At 63.7% G+C, this 21,122-nt stretch carries 17 protein-coding genes; 6 read left to right on the forward strand and 11 right to left on the reverse strand.

Going from position 1 to position 21,122, the window contains the following annotated elements; genetic code table 11:
• Positions 1 to 3: 3 nt before the first annotated feature.
• Both L8F97_RS14095 and L8F97_RS14100 read right to left on the reverse strand, forming a co-directional pair.
• Entirely contained in the window at positions 4 to 2,046 is a 2,043-nt protein-coding gene (locus L8F97_RS14095; RefSeq protein WP_242151300.1) for a vWA domain-containing protein, read from the reverse strand.
• Positions 2,046 to 2,402: a hypothetical protein gene (locus L8F97_RS14100; RefSeq protein ID WP_242151303.1), complete on the reverse strand. Its 357-nt coding sequence runs from the start codon at positions 2,400 to 2,402 to the stop codon at positions 2,046 to 2,048. Before L8F97_RS14100 ends, L8F97_RS14095 begins: the two co-directional genes overlap by 1 nt.
• Here L8F97_RS14100 and L8F97_RS14105 point away from each other — a divergent pair.
• Entirely contained in the window at positions 2,385 to 2,837 is a 453-nt protein-coding gene (locus L8F97_RS14105; protein WP_277924983.1) for a DDE-type integrase/transposase/recombinase, read from the forward strand. The genes L8F97_RS14100 and L8F97_RS14105 overlap by 18 nt on opposite strands.
• On the opposite strand, the gene L8F97_RS14110 is transcribed toward L8F97_RS14105, so the two are convergent.
• Together L8F97_RS14110 and L8F97_RS14115 are read right to left on the reverse strand one after the other, a co-directional pair.
• Positions 2,834 to 3,244, reverse strand: a complete 411-nt coding sequence (locus L8F97_RS14110; protein WP_242151311.1) for a hypothetical protein — start codon at positions 3,242 to 3,244, stop codon at positions 2,834 to 2,836. The two genes, L8F97_RS14105 and L8F97_RS14110, sit on opposite strands and share 4 nt — an antisense overlap.
• A gap of 16 nt (positions 3,245 to 3,260) precedes the next feature.
• A complete protein-coding gene (locus L8F97_RS14115; RefSeq protein ID WP_242151313.1) occupies positions 3,261 to 3,671 on the reverse strand; it encodes a response regulator in 411 nt (136 codons plus the stop codon).
• Positions 3,672 to 3,749: 78 nt separating this feature from the next.
• On the opposite strand from L8F97_RS14115, the gene L8F97_RS14120 reads away from it, so the two are divergent.
• Complete coding sequence (locus tag L8F97_RS14120) at positions 3,750 to 4,226, forward strand: beta-galactosidase trimerization domain-containing protein (RefSeq protein ID WP_242151316.1); 477 nt, start codon at positions 3,750 to 3,752, stop codon at positions 4,224 to 4,226.
• A 27-nt stretch (positions 4,227 to 4,253) separates the two neighbouring features.
• Here L8F97_RS14120 and dld read toward each other — a convergent pair whose 3' ends face one another.
• Complete coding sequence (dld, locus tag L8F97_RS14125) at positions 4,254 to 5,933, reverse strand: D-lactate dehydrogenase (protein ID WP_242151320.1); 1,680 nt, start codon at positions 5,931 to 5,933, stop codon at positions 4,254 to 4,256.
• Entirely contained in the window at positions 5,930 to 6,544 is a 615-nt protein-coding gene (locus L8F97_RS14130) for a DUF5605 domain-containing protein (protein ID WP_242151323.1), read from the reverse strand. Before L8F97_RS14130 ends, dld begins: the two co-directional genes overlap by 4 nt.
• A gap of 80 nt (positions 6,545 to 6,624) precedes the next feature.
• Here L8F97_RS14130 and L8F97_RS14135 point away from each other — a divergent pair, with 80 nt between their 5' ends.
• Positions 6,625 to 7,314 (forward strand): MFS transporter, encoded by a 690-nt coding sequence (locus L8F97_RS14135; RefSeq protein ID WP_242151326.1) that lies wholly within the window; start codon positions 6,625 to 6,627, stop codon positions 7,312 to 7,314.
• A gap of 187 nt (positions 7,315 to 7,501) precedes the next feature.
• On the opposite strand, the gene L8F97_RS14140 is transcribed toward L8F97_RS14135, so the two are convergent.
• From L8F97_RS14140 to L8F97_RS14155, 4 genes are read right to left on the reverse strand one after another with little or no spacing between them, the layout of a single operon-like run.
• Positions 7,502 to 7,948 (reverse strand): DMT family transporter, encoded by a 447-nt coding sequence (locus tag L8F97_RS14140; RefSeq protein WP_242151329.1) that lies wholly within the window; start codon positions 7,946 to 7,948, stop codon positions 7,502 to 7,504.
• Positions 7,949 to 7,961: 13 nt separating this feature from the next.
• On the reverse strand, positions 7,962 to 9,212 hold the full coding sequence (locus L8F97_RS14145; RefSeq protein WP_242151332.1) for an arsenic transporter: 1,251 nt from the start codon (positions 9,210 to 9,212) through the stop codon (positions 7,962 to 7,964).
• The gene (locus L8F97_RS14150) at positions 9,209 to 10,330 is read right to left on the reverse strand and encodes a metallophosphoesterase family protein (RefSeq protein WP_242151335.1); all 1,122 of its coding nucleotides are present in this window, start codon (positions 10,328 to 10,330) and stop codon (positions 9,209 to 9,211) included. The genes L8F97_RS14145 and L8F97_RS14150 overlap by 4 nt, the downstream gene beginning before the upstream one ends.
• The gene (locus L8F97_RS14155) at positions 10,327 to 11,619 is read right to left on the reverse strand and encodes an MFS transporter (RefSeq protein ID WP_242151338.1); all 1,293 of its coding nucleotides are present in this window, start codon (positions 11,617 to 11,619) and stop codon (positions 10,327 to 10,329) included. Before L8F97_RS14155 ends, L8F97_RS14150 begins: the two co-directional genes overlap by 4 nt.
• A 578-nt stretch (positions 11,620 to 12,197) precedes the next feature.
• Here L8F97_RS14155 and L8F97_RS14160 point away from each other — a divergent pair.
• The gene (locus tag L8F97_RS14160) at positions 12,198 to 14,603 is read left to right on the forward strand and encodes a TonB-dependent receptor plug domain-containing protein (protein WP_242151340.1); all 2,406 of its coding nucleotides are present in this window, start codon (positions 12,198 to 12,200) and stop codon (positions 14,601 to 14,603) included.
• A 14-nt stretch (positions 14,604 to 14,617) separates the two neighbouring features.
• Positions 14,618 to 15,916, forward strand: a complete 1,299-nt coding sequence (locus L8F97_RS14165) for an aminotransferase class V-fold PLP-dependent enzyme (protein ID WP_242151343.1) — start codon at positions 14,618 to 14,620, stop codon at positions 15,914 to 15,916.
• A gap of 193 nt (positions 15,917 to 16,109) precedes the next feature.
• Here the strand turns inward: L8F97_RS14165 and L8F97_RS14170 are convergent, their stop codons facing one another.
• On the reverse strand, positions 16,110 to 18,272 hold the full coding sequence (locus tag L8F97_RS14170; RefSeq protein WP_242151346.1) for a histidine kinase dimerization/phosphoacceptor domain -containing protein: 2,163 nt from the start codon (positions 18,270 to 18,272) through the stop codon (positions 16,110 to 16,112).
• Positions 18,273 to 18,553: 281 nt separating this feature from the next.
• Between L8F97_RS14170 and L8F97_RS14175 the strand changes: the two genes are divergently transcribed.
• Entirely contained in the window at positions 18,554 to 20,947 is a 2,394-nt protein-coding gene (locus L8F97_RS14175; RefSeq protein WP_242151349.1) for an EAL domain-containing protein, read from the forward strand.
• The last annotated feature ends 175 nt before the right edge of the window (positions 20,948 to 21,122 follow it).

The raw sequence follows: 21,122 nt of genomic DNA on the forward strand, positions 1-21,122 counted from the left end.
GGCTCATTTGGTCAGCCGCAACTGTGCGATCTTCGCAGCAATTTCGGCGAAGGTGTCGTTGAGTTGCTGACTATTATTTGCCTGGAAAGCGCGGCCTTGGGACGCACAAGTTTTGAGCAGCGGCGTCAGGTCGGTGCCGAACGCGATCACCCAGACAGTTATCCCCTTCTTATTCTTGGCAATAGTGCAATAGCGCGTCAGCCGATCCTCGACGATCGAGTTCTGGTCGCTGTCGCTCGGCAGAGATGAGGGATCGGTCCGCCGTCGGTCAAGCGCAGACAGCCCATATGCATCGTAATCTTGGATATGCGATTCCGTGTCGCCATCGGTCATGAAGATGATGTTGCGCGCGATCGAACTGCCGTCGGGCGCCGAGGTGTTCTCGCTGCCAAACAACCCTTCCTTTGAAATCAGTCTCAGGCCCCACAAAAAGCCGATGTCGTGATAGGTATCCCCGCGCGTCAGCAATGCGTTCAGATAGGATTGCAGCGCCGAGGACGTAAGCCCGGCCTCCTTGCTCTGCAGTTTTCGGGCAGGGCTGGGACAGGCGGCGCGGTTGTAGGGATAGCTTGAAAGCTGCGTATAACCGGCCGTCGTGTTCACGTCTGCGGTGTTGAAGCCAGTCGGCGGGGTCGCAGTGTAGTTCGTGACCTGACGCGCAAAGAGGAGCGCGGGCAGAAACGGGGCCCATTGGGTTTCCGGCTTGGACGTATCGGGCGTGCTGTCGACGTCCATGTCCCAAGCGGTGCCGGTTTCTCCCGGCCGTAACGTCTTTCGCTCCTCGATGCAGGCACTCGCGGCAACCCAGGACACCTTCTGGTCGCTGCCCGTGGCATTGCTGCCGGAAGGCGCATTAACGTTCGCCATCGATACGTTGCTGGCGCCTGCCATCAGTCCACTCGTGGCGGCACCCTTGAACGCGCTGACGTCGTAGCTGACGGGTTTGTACCAGAAGTAGTTCCGGGTCGTGTAGGTCGGCTGGCCGGCATTCGGATTGTTGCTGACGGTCTGCGTCTGGCTCTGCTGCGTGCTGGGATAGCTGTTCTTGGTGATCACGCACTGCCCGCTGGAATTGACGATGGCCGAATATGTGTCGCCTTCGTACGTGCGATAATTAGTACGCGAGCGCGGGACTGCGCTTGCGGAAGGGTTCCAAGGCGTGCTCGAGGAGTTCGTGGTCGCCGCCGTGTTTGCCGGCGCTGAGCAATTTTCGGGGTCGCCATAACTCGTCGTGGTGGTCGGTGTGATCGCTGGCGTCCATGCCGAGCTTGTTGTGACGGTGTTCCCTTGCGTCCCAGTTTGATCCTGCTGCTGCCGATCGAACTGGCGCGACTGATAGGTCCAATTGTTCACGATCCATTCGCGCTTGAGCAGCAACCCCACATTGACGGTGTTCGAATAGGGTACGAAGCCGTAACGCACCTGCGTACCGGAGATCTTGGCCTGCTCGAGCGTGTTGTAGAAGTTTAACACCGCATTGCGCAGCCCGGTGATCTTGTTGTCGGAATCGCCCGGATTGGTGTCGGTCATCGATCCGGTGGTATCGAGCACGAACATCACATCGGTGTTAGGCAATTGAAGTTGCGCGTCACAGGTACTGCCGAGCGTAATCTGCTTGAAGCCAAATATTTGCATCAAGGCCATCGGCACCGTGGTCGTCGCCGTCCCGTGTACGACCACATTCGCATCGACGGTTGGCTGCGGAAATTGGGTGTTCATCGAGCCGTACCGGCCCGGCGAGAAGTTCGCGTTAAAATAGGCTAGCGCGGTCGGGTACGTCGTGGGGAGGACATTCGTGCCCTGCATCGATTTGCGATACGCCAGCACCCCCGCGTCGCAGCCCTGCTGCATCCGCGTTTTTACGAGGTAGATACGGCTGAGGTCGAGCGCGCCACCGCCCATACCTAGCAGTAGCAACAGACCGAGCGCTGACAGGACCAGAACGTTTCCACGCTCGTCATTCCTCAGCCGCTTCAGCCATACGACCACTCGCCTCATCGCTTTCCCCCTGTCGACGAAGCACGCCTCATAAAGACGGCCGTTCATCACGGGATGGATAATACTTCATTATTCTTAAGAATTGATGCAGCGTGGCTTTGTCTGCACTTCAGACCAATGTGGCAGGTAGCGACCGGGGTGATACCCAGCACGTATGAGCCGCAGATCCCGAGCCAAACCGCCCTCCGTTCCATTGCTTTAACTCGTCGCCCGAGGTGATCCGCTTCATGGTGATGATATACATACGTTTTCCATTGTCGCTGCGGAACGCCGAGGACCTGCTTGTCGAACGCGGCATCGATATGAGCCACGAGACAGTGCGGCAGTGATGGAACAGGTTCGGGCCGATACTCGTCGGCGATATGCACCAGCAGCGCATCTAGCGCATGCGGGGCTTCCGCCATTGGCGCTGGCACCTGGACGAGATGTACGTGAAGCTGAACGGCGAGATGGTGTACCTGTGGCGTGCCGTCGATCACGAAGGTGAGATCCTCGAGAGCTACAGCACAAGGAGCCGTGACAAGGACGCCGCGCTGCGCTTTATGAAGAAAGCGCTGAAGCGTCACGGCTTGCCAGAGTCGATTACCACCGACGGTCTGCGCTCCTACCGCGCCGCGATGAACGAGCTTGGCAACGCCGAGAAGCAGGAGATCGGCCGCCGGGCGATCAACCGTGTGGAGAACAGCCACCTGCCTTTTCGACGACGAGAGCGCGCGATGCTCAGGTTCAGGCGCATAAAGACGTTACAGAAGTTTCCCTCCGTCCACGCCAACGTTCACAACCACTTCAACCTGGAACGCCATCTTTTCAAGCGCCAGATCTTCAAGGAACGCCGCTAGGCCGCACTGGCTGAGTGGCAGCGGGTCATGGCCTGAGGAACCGCCGCCGCAGCAGCAGCTTCATCCTGTAGAGACGAGTTCGCATTAGATTGACAGTGCGTGGCGGCACTATCGTCGGAGTAGAAGATCAGATTGGCGGGAAACTCCGCCTCGGCCGTAAGCGTCTCCGCGCTATCGTCGGCTTCGAACGTGAGACCGATCGCGGGGTGCTTCACCAGCGCGGCCGACAGTCGGGCCGCTGCGACCAACGCCTGACCGCGATCGACCCCGCGGCCCTCGATTGCGGTAAAGCCGAGCGACCGCGCCGTCCAGGCGGCATAGGCATCGGCGCGAGCAACGGTCTGGACCGTGGACGTCGACCCCGCCAATCGGCTCACGTCCGCCCAGGTGATGATTGAAAATCGCATATGAGGATCCTCGCACTCAGGCGGCATGCCGGAAGGCACGCTCGTCGGCAGCGACCGGCTCGAACGAGATGGCGTGTGTCAGCGGAGAGGCGACAACCACCGACAGGTTCATCAGCACGCCGTCAGGGTCGATCAACTCGCGGCCGACCGGATGGAAGCGCCAGCCCGCGAAGCGTCGCCAGCTGCGCGCTGGTGGCGCTGCTGGCTCTCTTACCACGCCGCGCCGCAGCACGGAGCGAATGCGCGCAAGCAGTTCACGTGGATTGGCCGGTTTGGCGATGTAATCGTCGGCACCGAGTTCAAGGCCAACGATCCGGTCGATATCTTGGCCGATCACGGGCAGGATGATGACTGGTGGACTTGAGGACCGGTCGAGCGCGCGCAGGATGGCGAGGCCGTCTTCGCCGGGCATCATGACGTCGAGCACAATGAGCGCGTAGCGTTAACGCTCGAGGGCGCTGCGCATCTCGCCGCCACTGGCACTTCGGGGCCGATTAAGTGAAGCTTGCCCAACCCGATCATTGGCGAAGTGACGCAAACCGCGCACGAGATCGACGCCGCCGCGCCGGTGCTGGCCAATTCGGTGCCGGATGCCGCCGATACGCGGGTGATCGCGCGGTATGCGGATCCGGGCGGCTGGCTGGACAAAAAGCCGGCGATCGTGACCCGGTCCGTCGGCAAGGGGAGCATCACCTATGTCGGCGCCTGGCTCGATGCTGCCGCCATGCGCGTGCTGGCGGGGCGGATGCTGGACGAGGCAGCCGTCGCCACGATCCTGCCCGTCGCCAGCCCCGACATCGAGGTGAGCGCACGCGCCGGAGCGGAGCGTTGCGTGCTGGTCGTCATCAATCACGGCGTCGCGGCACAGCCGGTCTCGCTGCCGTCCGGCGCGCGGCTGGTGGTCGGCGCCGTACCGGGCGGAACCTTGCCGGCACACGGCGTCGCCGTCGCCGAGGTGCCACGAGACGCCGTATGCCGTTAGCGCGGCCGCGGCATCGCCGTGCGCGGCCTACCGCCAGTGCGCCCGCTTCGACACCCGTCCGACGCCGGGGTTGAAGCTGTTGGTTGGATCGAGCGCGCGGTAATGATCGGTCAAGGCGGGCTTGGCGTAGTAGAGATGACCGACGTTATGTTCGGCCGGATATTCCGCACCACGCGCGTCCAGCAACGCCCACATCGCGTGTTCGATCGCGAGCGGGTCATGCCCGGCGCGGATCACGTAATCCTGATGGAAGACGTGGCAGAAGAAGTGGCCGTAGTAGAATCTGTGAGCGATCGCCGCCTCCAGTTCGGCGGGCAACGTCTCGAACCACGCGATATCGTTGCGGCGAAGCGCGATGTCGAGTGCGACGATATCGGCCACCTCGCGCGTATGCACGGTGCGGTAGCGCACAGCGGCGCCCGCTGCGGCAAAGCGGTGCGTGAAGGCGGCATCGCCCTCTTGCCTCGTGCAACGGAAGAACGCGCCCTCACCCGCGCCTAGCGCCTGCGCGAGCAGCGCTTCGGTCGCGTCCGCATCGGCAGCGGCTACGCGCAGCATCAGGTGATGCTCGAAACGGTCGCGGTAGTCGGTCAGCCGTTTGGGCAGATGGCTCGGGCCGAGGCGGGTGGCGACCTGCAAGGTCTTGTCCGCGACGTTGCGCAGGCCGAGCCAGCGGAACCAGCCGTCGACGCGGTCCTTCCACCGGAACAACGTCGGCAGACGCGCGGTGCCGAGGTGCCGGATCGCGAGGAACGTGTCCCGGCCGTAGCGTTCGGTGAGGACGAAGGCGTCGCGGTGGATGTACTCGCCCGCGATCGGCAGCGGCAGGTCGCCGCCGAGCATCTCGCGCCGCAAGCGGGTAAGGTCTGCGGTGTCGTTCGAACCGATGTAGAAGACGGTCGTGCCCGCCTCCTTCACGAACGTGTCGAGCCGCGCCGCGAACAGTACGACGTGGCCGGCCGATCCCGACGCTTCGAACAATCGCTTGGGGTCGGCATTGAAGCGCGCCGGGGTGTCGGCATCGACGTCGCGGACGTGGGTCGCGTAATCGTGATCGGACGCGCGCGCACCGGTGTCGCGCACCTCCGCCTCGGTGAAGCCGCCGCGCTCTAACCGCGCGAGGATTTCCTCCGGCGTCGTGCCGAGATCGATGCCGAGGTGATTGACCAGTTCCAGCCGGCCGTCCGCATCGACCCGCGCGTACAGCGCCAGTTCGGTGAAAGCCGGGCCACGCCGCACCAGCGCACCCCCCGAAGTGTTGCACACGCCGCCCAGCACCGACGCGCCGATGCAGGACGATCCGATCACCGAATGCGGCTCGCGGCCAAGCGGCGCCAGCGTCTTCTCCAGCACGTCGAGCGTCGCGCCCGGCAGGCACACCACCTGCGCGCCGCCCTGCACCAGATGCACGCCGGCGATCCGCAGCGTCGAGACGACGACGACCGGCCGGTCGTAATCGTCTCCGTCCGGGGTCGATCCGCCGGTGAGCCCGGTATTGCTTGCCTGCGGGATCAAGATTGCGCCCGCCTCGATCACTGCCTGCGCCACACGCCACAATTCGATCAGCGATGCCGGCCGCACCACCGCTGCGACCGGCCCGCTGCCGAAGCGGTATCCGGTGCGGAAGCGGTGCGTCTCGGCCTCGCCGGTCAGCACATGCTGCGCGCCGACCGCTGCCCGCAGCGCGGCAAGCAAGCCAGCGCTCACACCCGCACCAGCCGCACCGCCAGCCAAGGCTTGCCCGATAGCGCCAGCGTCGGCCGCGCCGGATCGTGGACGTCGTAATCGTTCATCTGCGCCATCGTGAAAGTGCCTGCCGGCGTGATCGTCATGTTCCAGGTATCAATGATGTCGGCACGGTAGCTGTGCAAGGCCCCGGCGCCCTTGCCCGGCAGCACCACCGGCCATTCCGCCGGCGTGTCCGCCCCGAAATAGCGCAGGTAATAGTCCTGATCCTTGCCGGCGAGGCGGTAGCCCCACCAGGTTTGGATCGGATCGACGCCGGGTGCCGGACCGTTCTCCAGAATGCCGCGCAGGAAGGCCAGCCGGGGCGCGCTGTGCCCGCGCAGCACACCGCCCTGCCCCAGCCATGATCCATCGGCGTTGCGATCACTCGCGAAGGTTTCGCTGTGGCCGACATAGGTGCCGCCGATCGTGCCCCACCAGAACCGCTCGACCATCGCCTCGGCCGAAAGGTTGCCCCATCGCTTGGCGATGTCGCCCTCGTAACATACCTCGTCGAAGATCACCGGCTTGCCCGTCATCGCGCGGTGCAGTTCGGCGCGGCCGTCGTCGAGCACCGCGTGGCCGTTCTGCACGCTGGCATGCGTGATCCACGGTTTGCGATGATCGTAATATATCTTGATCTGGTGGATCGAGCGCAGCCGATCGTTCGAGCATGCACGAAAGTGCGCACTGGCTGGAAGCGCAGGCGGCTGAAAAAGACAGTCCCGCCAAGCACCGCGTTCGCGTACGCGATCTCTTCCAGCCGCGCTACATCGGCGGGATGGCGTTCCTCGTCGGCATGTACCTGTTCTGGAACCTGTGGGCCGGTACCAACGGCTTCTTCTTTCCCTACATCCTGCGCACGGTCGGAAGTCAGACGCAGGCCATGTCGGTGACGCTGCAGATGCTGAGCTTCGGCACCGGCATGCTATCGATCGCGTTCATCTTCATGCCGCTGTCGGACCGGGTGAACCAGCGTGCGCTGTTCGCTGCCTCTGCGATCATCCAGATCGTCGGCATGGCGCTGCTCGCAATTTTTCCACTCTCACTTCCGGTGGCGATCGTCCACGTGCTGATGATGGCGATCGGGCAAGGCTTCGGCGCGCAATGCTTCTTCCAATTGTGGAGTTCGGAACTGTTCCCGACCTTGCTGCGCAGCACCGCGCAGGGCGTGATGTTCGCGGTGGTACGCGTGACGCTAGGCTTCTGGTCGTTCTTCGTGCCGGTGTTGACCGCGACCGGTTTCCACACACTCGCGTGGATCTTGACAGGGTTCCTCGCTGTCAGCGGTTTCGTTGGGACGACTTGGGCACCTCGCAACGAGGGCAAGTCACTGGCCGATCTCGAAGCCAAGTTAGGTTAGTAGCTTTGATGGTTAGCAAAGCGAGCGCAATGAAGCTGATGTAGCGTCGCTTCTGCAACGCATTTGTGGATATGCCGATAGCTGGCGTCACGTGCCGTGCGCACGGCTTAGCAGCCGGTGGACCCGAGCACGAGCACGAAGCCGGCCAGCAACAGCCCCCGCTCCCGTCGCTGACCGCTCGACGCCATCAGAACTTCGCGATCAACGTGACGCCGCCGATCATCAGCGCGCCGCCGAGCGCGCGTTGCCAGTTCATCGAATGCTGCTCCATGCGAAGAAGCCCGAAATGATCGATGGCGAGGCTGGCGAGGATGTTCGCGGTGATGGTGACGCCATTAACCGGGCCGGCGCCGAGCTTCTGGATCAGCAGGAAGCCGGCGAACACCGCCACCGCGCCAACGATGCCGCCGAGCGGCGCCCACCACGGCATCGACATGACGTCGCCGACGCTGGGCAGCGGTCGCGGCATGCAGGCGAATAGCGTCACGGTCGCGAACATCACCAGCATGAACGAAACCGAGGTCGCCAGCCACGGGTTGTGCAACGACTTGTTGAGCTGGCCACCCATCGCGGCGCCCACCGCCTGCAACATGCCGGCGACGAAGATGAAGGGAAAAGCCCAGGCAGCATTCATTGCGTGTGTCCTATCAACCGAGAAGGAGGCGGGTGCCGAGTGCGGCGATCAACGCCAGCGGCATTGCCACCGCGCCGACCTTGAGGAAGGCCAGGAAGCCGACATCCTCGCCTTCCCGGCGGATCGCGGTCAGCCACAGGATGGTGGCGAGCGAGCCGGTGACCGACAGGTTGGGACCAAGGTCGACGCCGATCAGCAGCGCGTCGGTGACCAGCCGGGGCGGCTGCGCCTGCGCGACTGCGGTGCTGGCGATCAGGCCCGCCGGCAGGTTGTTCATCGCGTTGGAGGCGAACGCCAGGACCGTGCCTGAGGCGGCTGCGGTGCGGGCTGGATCATGTGCGCCGCTGCGGATTGCATCGGCCACCATCCGGATGACGCCGGTCCGGTCGAGCGCCTCGACCAGTACGAACAGCCCGGCGACCAGCGGCAGCACCCCCCAGGAGATGCTACGCGCCAGTTCGACCGGCGACCTGCGGGCGAGCGCGGACACGCCCAGCGCGGTCACGATGCCGGCGAGCGCGGTCGGCAGGCCGAGTTGCTGGTCGAGCGCCGACATAGTGACGAGTAACGCCGCGGTCAGCAGGATGCACGCGAACGCGACCTTGCCACCGGTCGACAGGGCTGCGCGCTCGACATCGCAGTCGCAAGCGCCGGCGATCCGCTTGCGCTCGATCCAACGCAGCACGACGAAGGTCACGCCGATGGACGCCAACGAGGGCAAGGCGAATGAACCGAGCCACTGGCCGAGCGGCGGCATCTTGCCGCCATACAGCACCAGATTGGCGGGGTTGGAAATCGGCAGCACGAAGCTCGCCGCGTTGGCAATCAGCGCGCAGGCGAAGAGCAACGGCAGCGGCTCAGCCTTGGACTTCTTCGCGGCGGCGAACACGGCGGGGGTGAGCACCACGGCCGTCGCGTCGTTGGACATGAAGGTCGTGACGACCACGCCCGCGCCATAGACGAGCAGGAATAGCCGCGGCCGCGACTGGCCCGCCGCATTGACCGCCGCCGCCGCCACCCAGTCGAACACGCCGTGCTCGCGCGCCGTCTCGCTGAGCAGCATCATGCCGGTCAGGAACAGATAAACGTCGAGCCCCTTCGCCACCGCCGACCCGGCTGGCCCCGGCGGCATCAGCCCGGTGACGACGAGCAGCACCGCGCCTGAGATCGCCCAGATCCATTCGGGCCAGCGCATCGGCCGGATGATGACGCCTGCGGTCGCTGCCGCGCAGATCGCCCAGGTGGCACCTATCGCCGGGCTCATGGCTTCTTCCCGTTCTTGTTGGGGCCGAGCTGGGTGCCAAGGATGCCACGCTCGGGCCAGGCGCCGACCGTATGGATATCGAGGCCCGGCGCGACCGGCAGCGTGCGATGCGGGATATTGTCCTCCGGACGGACGAGCAGCGAGATCGTATCCTGGTCAGCGCCGGCGGTGACCGTCACCGCGTGCAGGCCGGGCGCGAGCGACAGAGTCGCGCGCCACAGCACGCCATCGGCGTCGGCGGTCATCGGCTGGGGTGCCCCGCCCGCCATGATTGTCACCACCGTGTCGGCGTCGCCGCCGAACAGCTTGGCGACGACCGCCACCTCGCCCGGCCGGGGCACCTGTCGGGGGTCGGCGGGCCGGGTGACCAGACGAAGGTCGGCGGGCGCGACGATCTGTACGAACGGCCAGCCGCCGCCGATTGGCTTGAACCGCCAGCTCGGCACCCGGTCGTGCACCGTCACGATCGTGTAGCCGGGGCGGCCGCCATCTTCCTCGATCTGCGCAGTCGACCGGGTCGCGCCGTAGACGACGCGGCCGTCGTTCAGCAACTCGTTGTAATGGGTGTGGCCGGTGTCGACGAAGGCGACGCGCGCATCGGCAAAGGTGCGCGCGATGGCTTCGCCGTCCGCGGCGAGGTCGCCGGGATAGGCGTGCATGAACACCAACGGCACCTGCCCTTCCGCCTCGGCGCGCGCCAGTTCCTCCAGCAACCGATTTCGGTGATGCATCGTCAGTCGGAAATCGGGGCCGCCTGCGCCCGCAGAGATCATATCGAGGAAGACGCAGCGATGCCCCGCGATCACCTCGACCTCGGGCCGGTTAATGGCGGGAAAAGCGGCCTCGTAGGTGTCGAGGCTCCCAAGCTCGAAATCGTGGTCACCCGGAATTGCGCGATGGGGGCGCCGCAACGGCACCAGCGCGTCGGTAATCGCGCGATACTGCTCGGGCGTGGCATGATTGGCGTTATCGCCGGGCAGGAACACGAAGTCCGCGGCGTCGCCGATCCTTTCGTTTATCTCGCCGACGATCGCCGCCAGCCGCTCGCGCGCCAGCCAGCCGTCCGCCTCGTCCATGTGCAGGTCACCGATATGGACCCAGCTGATCGTCGCGCTCATGCCCCGGCCTTCTCGTTGTCCGCCCCGCCTGCACAGGCGGGGCGCAGCGTTCCGGCAAAGCCGATCCACAAGGCGAGGCTCGCCAGCGCAAAGCTGCCCAAAACGTAGAACGCGACATGATAGCCCAACACCTGAGCCAGCCAGCCGCCGATCGCCGGCGACAGGCTCGCGCCCAGTCCCTGCACCGTCATCACCGCGCCCTGGCCGACATTTACCCGGCCGGTGCCGTTCAGCAGGCAGGCGACGAGGCCTGGAACCGCGACGCTCTGCAGCCCCGCGCCGATGCCGTCGAGCGCCTGGACCGGCCACACGCCCCAATGTTCGATGAAGGTGCCGGCGAGAAACCCGCGCAGCGGCAGCGCCGCGAACGAGATCAGGAGTACCAGCCAATACCCTCGTCCCGCCGCAACCTTCATCGCGATCAGGCTGGTGACGATCATCACCGCCTGCGCAACCACGACGGTGGTGGCGGTGAACAGCGCGGCGTTGCCCTTGCCGGCGCCGACTACCGCCAGTCCGTAAAGTGGCAGCATCGCGCCGTTGCCGAGGTGAAAACAGGCAAGCGCAGCGGCGAGGATCAGCATTGGCTTGTTGCGCAATAGCGCCTTGAACCCCTCGGCCTGACCGGCGTCCTGCTCGTCGTCGCCCTGTTGACCTTCCAGCCCGCGCGCGGCGCGATGGTCGATCGCCTTCTCCGGGATCGACAGGACCGAGATGATCGCGAGCACCCCAAAGGCCGCAGCCAGAAAGAAGATCGCCGGCATCCCGAACTTCCAGCCGAGATACCCCGACAGCCCCGCACCGATCATATTGCCGGCATGGTTCCACGCCTGGTTGCGACCATTCTGCGCGTTGAAGCCTTTCTGGCGAACGATGCCCAGCGTCATGCCGGTCACCGCCGGGCCGATCGCCGCACCGGCAATGGCGGTGGCGACCTGACTGACGGTGACGACGATGCCCGACTGCGACCACAGGATCAGGAACGAGGCGAGTACCGTGCAGATGCCGGTGACGACGACGACCCACCGCTTCCTTTGGGTATGGTCGATGAAGGCGCCGGCCGGCACGGTCATCACCATGCCGGCAACGCCGCCCGCCGTCATCACCGTGCCGATAGGCCCCGAGGTCCAGCCACGCTGCTGCAGGAAGACGCCGAGGAACGGCCCGATGCCTGCCTGCATGTCAGCCATGAAGAAGTTCAGCGCCTGGAGCGATCGGGTGGCACGCCGCGTCTCGCTAGATCGTGCGCCGGCAGAGTCACGTGTAGCCGACATCGCGCTCGTCGCCATGAGCATCGTTCCTATCTCTTGGCACAAGCGGCCGAACAGCCGCGTCATGCGCCGCAACAAAGTGTAAAGCGCCTCGGCATCTGCCTAAGCGCTGCGGTTCAACACCTTCTGAACCGGATTGTTCAGCTACGGTTTAGGTTACGCTTCAAGGAGCGGCTGCATCGCCATGTTCGGCACCGCCTCGCGGGGTGCAGCCTGCACGAGTACAGGCGGTTGGAAAAGCTGAGCGCTGACGATGTGATGGAATGCGGGATGGCTCAATACGGCCGCCTCAAACGAGAAAGCCATGCATGCGACGCCCCAGTACTTCATGGTCGTTCAGGGTCTTTCGTCTCGCGACACGGCCGACGTTCTTAAAAGACAGGATGTTTGGACATCAGGACTCTCGAAGCCCGTAAGCCGGTATAAAGATCAAGCGACTTGCGCGCTGGCCGCGGCTGCTCGCGCACCGGTTCGGATCGTATCGCGCAACTGCCATCGTTCCGTCGCACCAATGCAGTGATACTGAAACACAGCATCCCTAGGGCCACGCCAGCCGGCAAAGATAACGCCAGCCGGGCTGCCCAAGGGGACATCATTTGACGAAACTCATCTCGGCCGGCGCGCTCGCCGCGCTGTCCGTTGCGCTTTGCGCGCCCGTTTTCGCCCATGACTCGCCACTCGCCGCGCCCGCCGTTGCACCGGCGGCAGAGGAAGTTGCGGATGCCGATACCGTCATCGTCATCGTCACCGGTACGCGGGATCGCGGCGTGACACAGTTCAACTCGCAATCACCGATCGACGTACTGCCCGCCACCGCGATCGATGCGAGCGTCTCGGGCGATCTCAACGATACGCTCGCGCAGTTGCTGCCCTCCTTCAACGTGCAGCGCCTGCCTGCCGCCGACGGTCAGGCGTTCGTGCGCCCTGCCACGCTGCGCGGGCTGTCCGCGGATCAGACGCTCGTGCTGGTCAACGGCAAACGCTACCATCGCTCCGCGCTGCTCGGGACGCGCGGCGCGCAGGCGCCCGATCTCGCCACCATCCCCGGCCTCGCTATCAAGCGTATCGAAGTGCTGCGCGACGGCGCCTCGGCGCAATACGGGTCCGACGCGATCGCCGGCGTGATCAACATCATTCTCGACGATCAGCCCGGCCTCGACGCGTTTGGCCAGTATTCGCAATATTACAAAGGTGACGGCAAGGAGTATCAGGGCGGCTTTCAAGGTGGCATAGCCCTCGGTGATCGCGGCAGCTTCGTCTTTACCGGCGAGTACGACCACTCTGAAGCGACATCGCGCACTCGTCAGCGCCCCGACGCGATCGCGTTCCAGGCCGCCAACCCCGCGCTGAAGGTGCCGAACCCGGTGCAGCGCTGGGGCCAGCCCGATCTGGAAAGCATCCGTGGCGGCTACAACACCCACTTCGACGTGTCGGATGCATTCAAGCTCTACAGCTTCGGCACGTTTGGCGAGGGCGAAGGCGTTACCGACTTCAACTGGCGCAATCCGGCCGGCACCGCCTCGGTCTATGGCGCCAGCCCGGCCTTCCCCGGCTTCAATTTCAGCAGCCTGTACCCGACCGGCTTCACGCCGCGCTTCGGCACGACGACCAGCGACATCCAGGCGACCGGCGGCGCGCGCGGCGCACTCGCCGAGGCGTTGAGCTATGATCTCAGCGCGTCATACGGCGAGAGCATCATCGACTATACGCTAAACGAAAGCCTCAATGCATCGTTAGGACCGAGTTCGCCGACCGCCTTCTACCTCGGCCGGCTGCGGCAGCGGGAATTCAACCTTAATGCCGATTTCGTGTATCGCCTGCCGGTCGGCGGGCTGGAACCGATCAACGTCGCGTTCGGCGGCGAGCGGCGGCTGGAGCAATATAGCGTCCGCCCCGGGGACCCTGCTTCTTACGCGATTGGTGCCGGTGCGGCGGCCGGGCTCGCGCCAAATTCCAACGGCTTTCCCGGCTTCAGCCCGCTTCAGGCCGGACGGTTCGCCCAAGAAAGTTATGCAGGATACGGCGATCTCGAATGGCAGCCGGTCAAGATGCTCAGCGTCGGCGCGGCGGGCCGGTATGAGAATTTTTCGGCATTCGGCGGCAAATTCACCTACAAGCTGAGCGCTCGGCTGGAGCCGGTTGGTGGCATCGCGCTGCGCGGCGGCTATTCGACCGGCTTCCGCGCACCGACGCCGGGGCAGCTCAACACGTCGAACACCTCGCAGGGTCTCGACACCAAGACGTTGCAGGTGTTCAACAGCGGCCGGCTCGCCACCACCGATCCGATCGCGGTCGCGCTCGGCGCGAAACCCCTCAAGCCCGAAACGTCCGACACGATTACCGCCGGCCTAACCTTCAAGACCGCGTTCGGGTTGACCGGCAGCGTCGACGCCTATCAGATCAGCGTCGATGGCCGCTTCAGCCAGTCCGCCTCGTTCGCGGTACCCGCCGGCGTGCTCAACCCGCTGCGCTTCACCTCGGTCAGCTACTTCACCAACGATTTCGACACGCGCACACGGGGCATCGAGGCAGTGCTGAACTACGCGCAAGCTGTCGGTCCAGGTAAAGCGACCGCGACGATCGCCTACAATTACAACCGCACCAAGGTGACAAGCGGCACATCGGCGGCGATCCCCAACGAGACCCAACGGATCGTGTTCGAACAACGCCTGCCGCAGCACAACGCCACCGGCTCGATCGGCTACGACATCGGCCCGGTGGGCGTACTGTTCCGAGGCCGCTATTATGGCGGCTGGACCGACGTGTCGGGCAACGCGACCGGCGACATCTACCAGAAGTTCGGCGGCATCGCGCTTTTCGACGTGTCTGCGAGCTACACGTTTGGCAAGCATTTCACGCTGCGCGCCGGTGCGGAAAACGTGTTCAACCGCTATCCGGCGGAGGCCACCAACCAAGCGGTTCGCGGCCTGATCTATTCGCGCAACGCTCCATACGATACCGATGGCGGCCAATATTACGTCCGCTTGGGCATGAAGTTCTGAAAGGGTCGAACGGCATGTCGACGATCAGTCGCAGGACGATGATGAAGGCGGCGGGGATCATGGCGGCTGGCGTCACGCCTGCCGCCAGCCGGCTCGGCGCGACGATGTCGCAAGGCTCAAAGGCCGCCGAGCCGGACGACGAGGCGTATTGGGCCAAGATCGCCGCGCAATACGACGTCACGCGCGAGGTGATTCAGCTAGAGAACGGCAATTGGGGCATCATGGCCAAGCCCGTGCTCGCCACCTATGAACGCGCGGTCGAACGGGTCAACCGTGAGAACAGCTTCTACACGCGACGCGGCTTCTTCACCGATTACCACGCGGTGCGGCAGCGTGTCGCCGCGGCCCTCGGCGTCGGTGCGGACGAGATCGTGCTCACCCGCAACGCTACGGAGGCTTTGCAGGGGTTGATCGACGGCTACAACAAGCTCCGCCCCGGCGATGCGGTGCTGACCGCCGATCTCGATTACGACAGCATGCTGGGGTGCTTTGACGGCCTGAAGGCACGACGCGGCGCGCAGGTGGTGCGGATCGCGCTGCCCGAACCGGCGACCTATCAGGGTGTGATCGACGCCTATGCGCAAGCGTTCGCCGCTAATCCGAAGATCCGGCTGGTACTGCTCACCCATCTCAGCCACCGCACCGGCTTGGTCGTGCCTGTGCGCGAGATCGTCGCGATGGCGCGCGCACGCGGGATCGACGCGATCGTTGATGCAGCGCACAGCTGGGGGCAGCTCGATTTCAACTTCGCCGATCTCGGTGTCGATTTCGCCGGCTTCAACTTGCACAAATGGTGGGGTGCGCCGCTCGGCGTTGGCGTCATGTATCTGCGCAAATCCCGCGTGCACGACATCGACCCTGATCCCGCCAATGAGGGGAGTGCCTCGGACAGCGTGGCCGCGCGCATCCATACCGGCACCAGCGATTTCGCAGCAATGCTGACCGTGCCACGGGCGCTTGATTTTCAGGAGGCGATCGGGACGCCGCAGCGCGCGGCGCGGCTGCGCTACCTGCGCGATCGCTGGGCTGAACCGCTACGCACGCTGGACGCATTGCAGGTCCTCACGCCCAGTGATCCGCGCCTGCACGGTGGCATCACCTCGTTCCGCATACGGGGGCGCGTCACACCCGCCGACAATATCGCGGTGGCAAAGACATTGTTGGACGAGTTCGGCATTTTTACGGTCCATCGCACTGGCGTTCAGGCTGGTGCCTGCGTGCGCGTCACCCCGGCGCTGTTCACCAGCCCCGAGCAAATCGACAGGCTCGCCGCAGCCTTGCCCATTCTGGCCAAGCGGTTCGCACAGATTTGAAGACTATCGTGCCCTGCACTCAAGATCCATGCAGGTGGTGGTGCAAGCATTGGACAACGGGAGAACCGCCAATCCGCAGGTTAGCTTTTAGAGAAGCGGGTCTTTGGCATTCAACGCAAAGACGCGCTGATCCATTCTTGCCGGTTCGCGCACATTTCCCGTCTTCCCCACGTCGGTCACTTGTTCATGTCGGTCATATCCCGGTGCTTTGCCGGTTCAACTCGTCCGCTGTAGAGCGCGGCATCGTGATCGGGGCGGTCAAGACCGAACGGACGCCTGGGCCGTTGTCGCCATCCTCAAGGTTGCCGTTGAGCCGTTTGACCATCGCGTCCAGCATTCTCGTACCGAACCCCTTACGCGTACCCGTCTTGCCTCTTCCCTTGTCGGCCACAACGAGGCGGAAGCGTGCACGATGGCGCTCCAACCCGATGAAGATCGGGCCGGGACTGCCAGCATAGGCGTATTTCTGAGCGTTGATGACCAGTTCGACCACGATCAACCCGACTTGGACGGCATCGTCGGCAGTGATGACGATGGGCGCGAGATCGAGCGTGAGCAGGTCGGCCCACTCAGTGCCCATCGACGTTTTGAGGTCTGCGACCAGATCGGCCAAGTAGCGCGAGAGATCGACCGCCTGAACATTATCATCGGCGTAGAGCCGGCGATGTACGAGCGCGACCGCGGAAAGACGCCGCTGCGCTTCGCTGAGGTTTCCGCTCACCGCCGGATCATCGCTCGACCGGGCCTGGAGCGACAGGAACGCCATGACGAGCTGAAGGCTGTTTTGAACGCGATGGTTTACTTCCTTCAACAACGTGCCTTGCTGCGCGATCAGCCGATCCTTGTCAGCAACGGCGACGTTTAGATCTTCGGCGAGATCACGGACGCGGCGGTTCTGCCGGGCCTCATAAAGACGCGCCAACAACCGGCGAGCGGCCTCGGTCTCGGCGTGAGACCATGGTCGCGCGCGCCCCCGCACCTCTTCCGTCCATGCCTCGAACGAGGCTCTTGGCGTGAGCTTCTCGCCGGGCTGCAGAGTCACCGCCTTGTGCGGGTTACCAGCCCACTCGACCAACTCGCGTTCCTCAGCGCGAAACCACAGCAGGACAGTCGGCACCATGGATGAAAGCGTGATCGCCAGAAGACCGCTTGCGCGCTCGCGATATTCGGCAGCGGGCGCAAAGTCCTGACCGAGCATGTTGCTATGAAACGGCGCAGGCCCCTGCGTGCGAACCCATGCCGCGACCTCACGGATGTCGTCGGGATCGGGGCAGATCCCATCCTGATGAAGTGCACCGCCGTGAAGGACGGCAAAAGCGTCGGCTTCGAACATCCGTCGCAGATCGCCCGATGCGGTCTTGAACAATTCCTCAGGATCGACTTCGGTCGAGACACGTGCCGCAATCGCGTCCTCGTCAGCACGCACCCGAAGTCGTTCGCGATACTCCTCCGCTTGCTCCTTGGCGTTTATCTGACGCGCGAGCCCGGCCGCGATCAGCGACGCTGCACGCCGTGTTGCCGCGCTGAGATGCCGGGGCGTCAAATTGTGACAGGCGACCAGCCCCCACAACACGCCGTCCTTGACGATGGAGATCGATGCAGAAGCCGCCACCCCCATGTTCTTCAGATACTGGATGTGAATAGGCGAGACGCTACGCAATTCGACGTCGCTCAAGTCGACGCCGCTTTGCGCCGCCGGGCGGATGGGCTGAGGCTGGTACGCCACGTCTGGGATCACCCGCACACGATTACGCAGGTAAAGGGCGCGAGCCTGCGGCGGAATGTCCGAGGCAGGAAAATGGTGGTTGCGAAAGCTGTGAAGACCTTCAGCCAGATCCTCGGCGACGACGACGCCCGAATCGTCGTCAAGAAACCGGTAGATCATCACGCGGTCGAAGCCGGTCAGGCTCCGAAAGCTCTCGGCAGCGCGCTCGCAAAGTTCGAGCAGTCCGCCAGCACGTTCAAAGCTTAATCCCGCGTCGTCGATCCAAGTGAGCACATCCGTCGCCGTCTGCTGCTCGCTTTCCTCTAGCTCGATGAGCCATAAGTCGCCCGCCCGCCGGCCGGCCGCTTCCCACCGCGTGTCTGCGATACGGCCCAGGGAGCAAGTGGCGCGATCGCACTTGAGCAGGGTTTCAACGATCGACTTCCCGAGCAGCGACGCGAGGGTTTCCTCCTGCCAGCGCGTGCCGAAATGTTCCTCGAGGTCACCGGCCCCGCCTACGATCCGCAAGTCACCCCCACTTGCCAACAATAGCAAGCCGTGTGGCTGGATGCTGCCCGGGATGTGGATGGGTTCCCGGTCGCATTCGGAAATGTCGGAACCGAGTTCGGGGGCTTCAAGCGTCGTGTTCATCACATTGAATCATATAGGTATAGATCGAGACCTCAAGGCGATTGAACACGTTTTGACCGACCGACGGGCTGCGATCGCGGTGAGTGAGTGGTGTTGAGCCTCGCCGCGTCTACGCCGGGCTGCGCAAATTGGTCACATACCGGACGTAAGGCCGCAGGCAAACCTGTGCGGTTATCGCCGCTTATTGATCCAGATGGCCGATTTTCAGTGGAAGGCGAGAAGTCTGCCAAGCTGATCGTCGCCCCACGAAATTATTAAGATTCTGTCTTTATCACGGTGACATGGCTGCTGCTTTGTTCTCCGTCATCCAGTGCATGCGAGACATGCACGATGCTCGCCTGATGATCGTTGCAAGCCTGGTCTGTGCGATCGGCATCTACGCCTCGTTCGAGATCGGTCATCACGCTGCCCGGGCTTCCGGTTCCGTTCGAACCCGCTGGGGCTTGATCAGCATCGTCGCCAGCGGCAGCACCGCCTGGGCCACCCACTTCATCGTCCTGCTCGCGTTCAAACCCGGCATGCCGGCGGCGTTCGAACCAGCACTGACCGCGCTTTCGCTGACATGCGCAATCGTCGGGATTGGTGCCGGCGTGTCGATCTCGATCCGCGCCCGGCGACGTTGGCAGCATTTCGTAGCAGGGCTGATCGTCGGCGTCGGCGTGGCAACGCTGCACTACGTCGGTCAGGCGGCGTACCTCGTGCAAGGCACGGTAGCGTGGAACTTGGGTCTGGTACTGCCTTCGGTCGTTCTCAGTCTCCCCGTGTCGGGGGTCGCGATGATCGCGGTGGGCAGCCGGGACCGGCGCATACGGTCCACCGCTGCGCCGTTGCTGCTGCTGTCGATAGCGGTACTTCACTTCTGCGGCATGGCCGCCATGACGCTTCATTTCGATCCAGCCGTCAATTTCCCGGACAACGCCGTTTCTCCGCGCGCGATCACGCCGGTCGTTGCGGGTGTCTCCCTTGCTCTTATTGTATTGGCCGTCTTCGGGTGGCGCTTCGATCTCGCGGCAAAGGCTAGCTTGCGACACGACCGCAGGCGCCTTCGCGAGCTGGCCGACGTTGCGCTTGAAGGATTGCTGATTTGCCAGGATGACGTGATCGTCACCGCGAACGATAGCATTGAATTCCTGTCAGGGCACGAACCCGGCTCCTTGTCCGGCTGCTGCGTCAGCGCTCTGCTGCCCGGTCTGGACGTGTCCAGCATGCCGGAACGCGAGGAGCGCGAGATTGATCTCATCAGCGCTACAGGAAAGAATGTTCCCGTGCGTGTTCTGCGCCGCGAGGTGGCTCTGGGGCATAAACTGCAAACCGTAATCGCCGTCAGAGATCAGCGCGAACGGCTAAAAACAGAAGCGAAGATGCGGCTGCTCGCCTTCACGGACTCGCTCACCGGCCTCGCCAACCGGGCTCGCTTCTTTGACCTGTTAGCTTCACAAACAACATCGCGCCGCAATCGTGATCTGCCGTGTGCGGTATTGATGCTCGATCTGGATCGCTTCAAGATCGTCAACGATACGCTGGGTCACGCGGCGGGAGACCTTGTTCTCGCCATGGTCGCGGATCGGCTGAAATCCACGGTTCGGGACGACGATGTGATTGCCCGCCTCGGTGGTGACGAATTTGCAATTTTGCAGATGTCCCCCGGTCATGTCGCCTCGGTCACTGCGTTAGCAACGCGCGTTGTTGACGTTATCGCGGCACGACCATTCATGCTCGAAGGGCAGTCGATCTACCTGGGGGCAAGCGTCGGCATGGCGATCGCGCCGGCAGATGGCGACGACCCCACGGCGTTGATGCGCAACGCGGACCTCGCCCTATATGCGGCGAAAGCAAGCGGAAGGGGGGCGTTCCGCCGCTACGATGTCTCGCTCGATGAACAGATGCGGGAGCGTCGCGCGATCGAGACCGGATTGCGGCTCGCCCTTGCTGGAGGACAATTAGAGCTTCACTATCAACCTTTGCTGGACGCGAAGACACGGGGCATCACCTCTGCCGAGGCACTCGTGCGCTGGAATCACCCGGAGCGCGGGAGAGTATCACCGATAGACTTCATCGGCATCGCCGAAGAAACGGGCCTGATCGTCCCGCTCGGCGAATGGGTGGTTAGGACGGCGTGCGCCGAGGCGGCGACATGGCCGAAATATATGAGCGTAGCGGTCAATCTGTCGCCGGCACATTTTCGCGATCGGTCGCTGGTTCCCAGTATCGTGGAAACGCTCCAGGCCACCGAATTAGCTCCAGAGCGCCTCGAGCTGGAAGTGACCGAGGGCGTTCTGCTGACCGATGAAACCGGGACGCTTGATACGCTGAACCAACTCAGGGCGCTCGGCGTCAGGGTTTCACTAGACGATTTCGGCACTGGCTACTCGTCGCTCAGCTATTTACGCAAATTTCGCTTCGACAAGATCAAGATCGATCAATCGTTTGTGCGCCAGGTGCCGCAGGACGCGGAGAGCTCTGCCATTGTGCGGGCCATCATCACTATGGCCAAGTGTCTTAACATGTCGACGACTGTTGAAGGGGTCGAGACAGAGGGGCAATTCGACTTCTCCGTCGCGGCAGGGTGCGACATGATCCAAGGTTACTTGATCAGCCGGCCAGTTGATCGTGACGAACTGGCTCTGATAATTGCCACGAAAAGCCAGAACGCAGGCTTGGCCGAGGCGGCTTGAGCGATATGGTTTAGCAGAGTGTTTGGGCGTGGTGTCGCTACAATCACCAACGTCGTTGACGTCGTCATGCGGGTACGAGACCAGTCCTTCGAAACGTTGAATGGCGGAAACGCCACGGTCGCGCGGCCGATACGATCTGGTCGTTGCCGCGCAGATTGATGATCGTACATCGCTT

It is taken from the genome of Sphingomonas sp. BAUL-RG-20F-R05-02 (assembly GCF_022662305.1).
Classification (GTDB): Bacteria; Pseudomonadota; Alphaproteobacteria; order Sphingomonadales; family Sphingomonadaceae; genus Sphingomonas.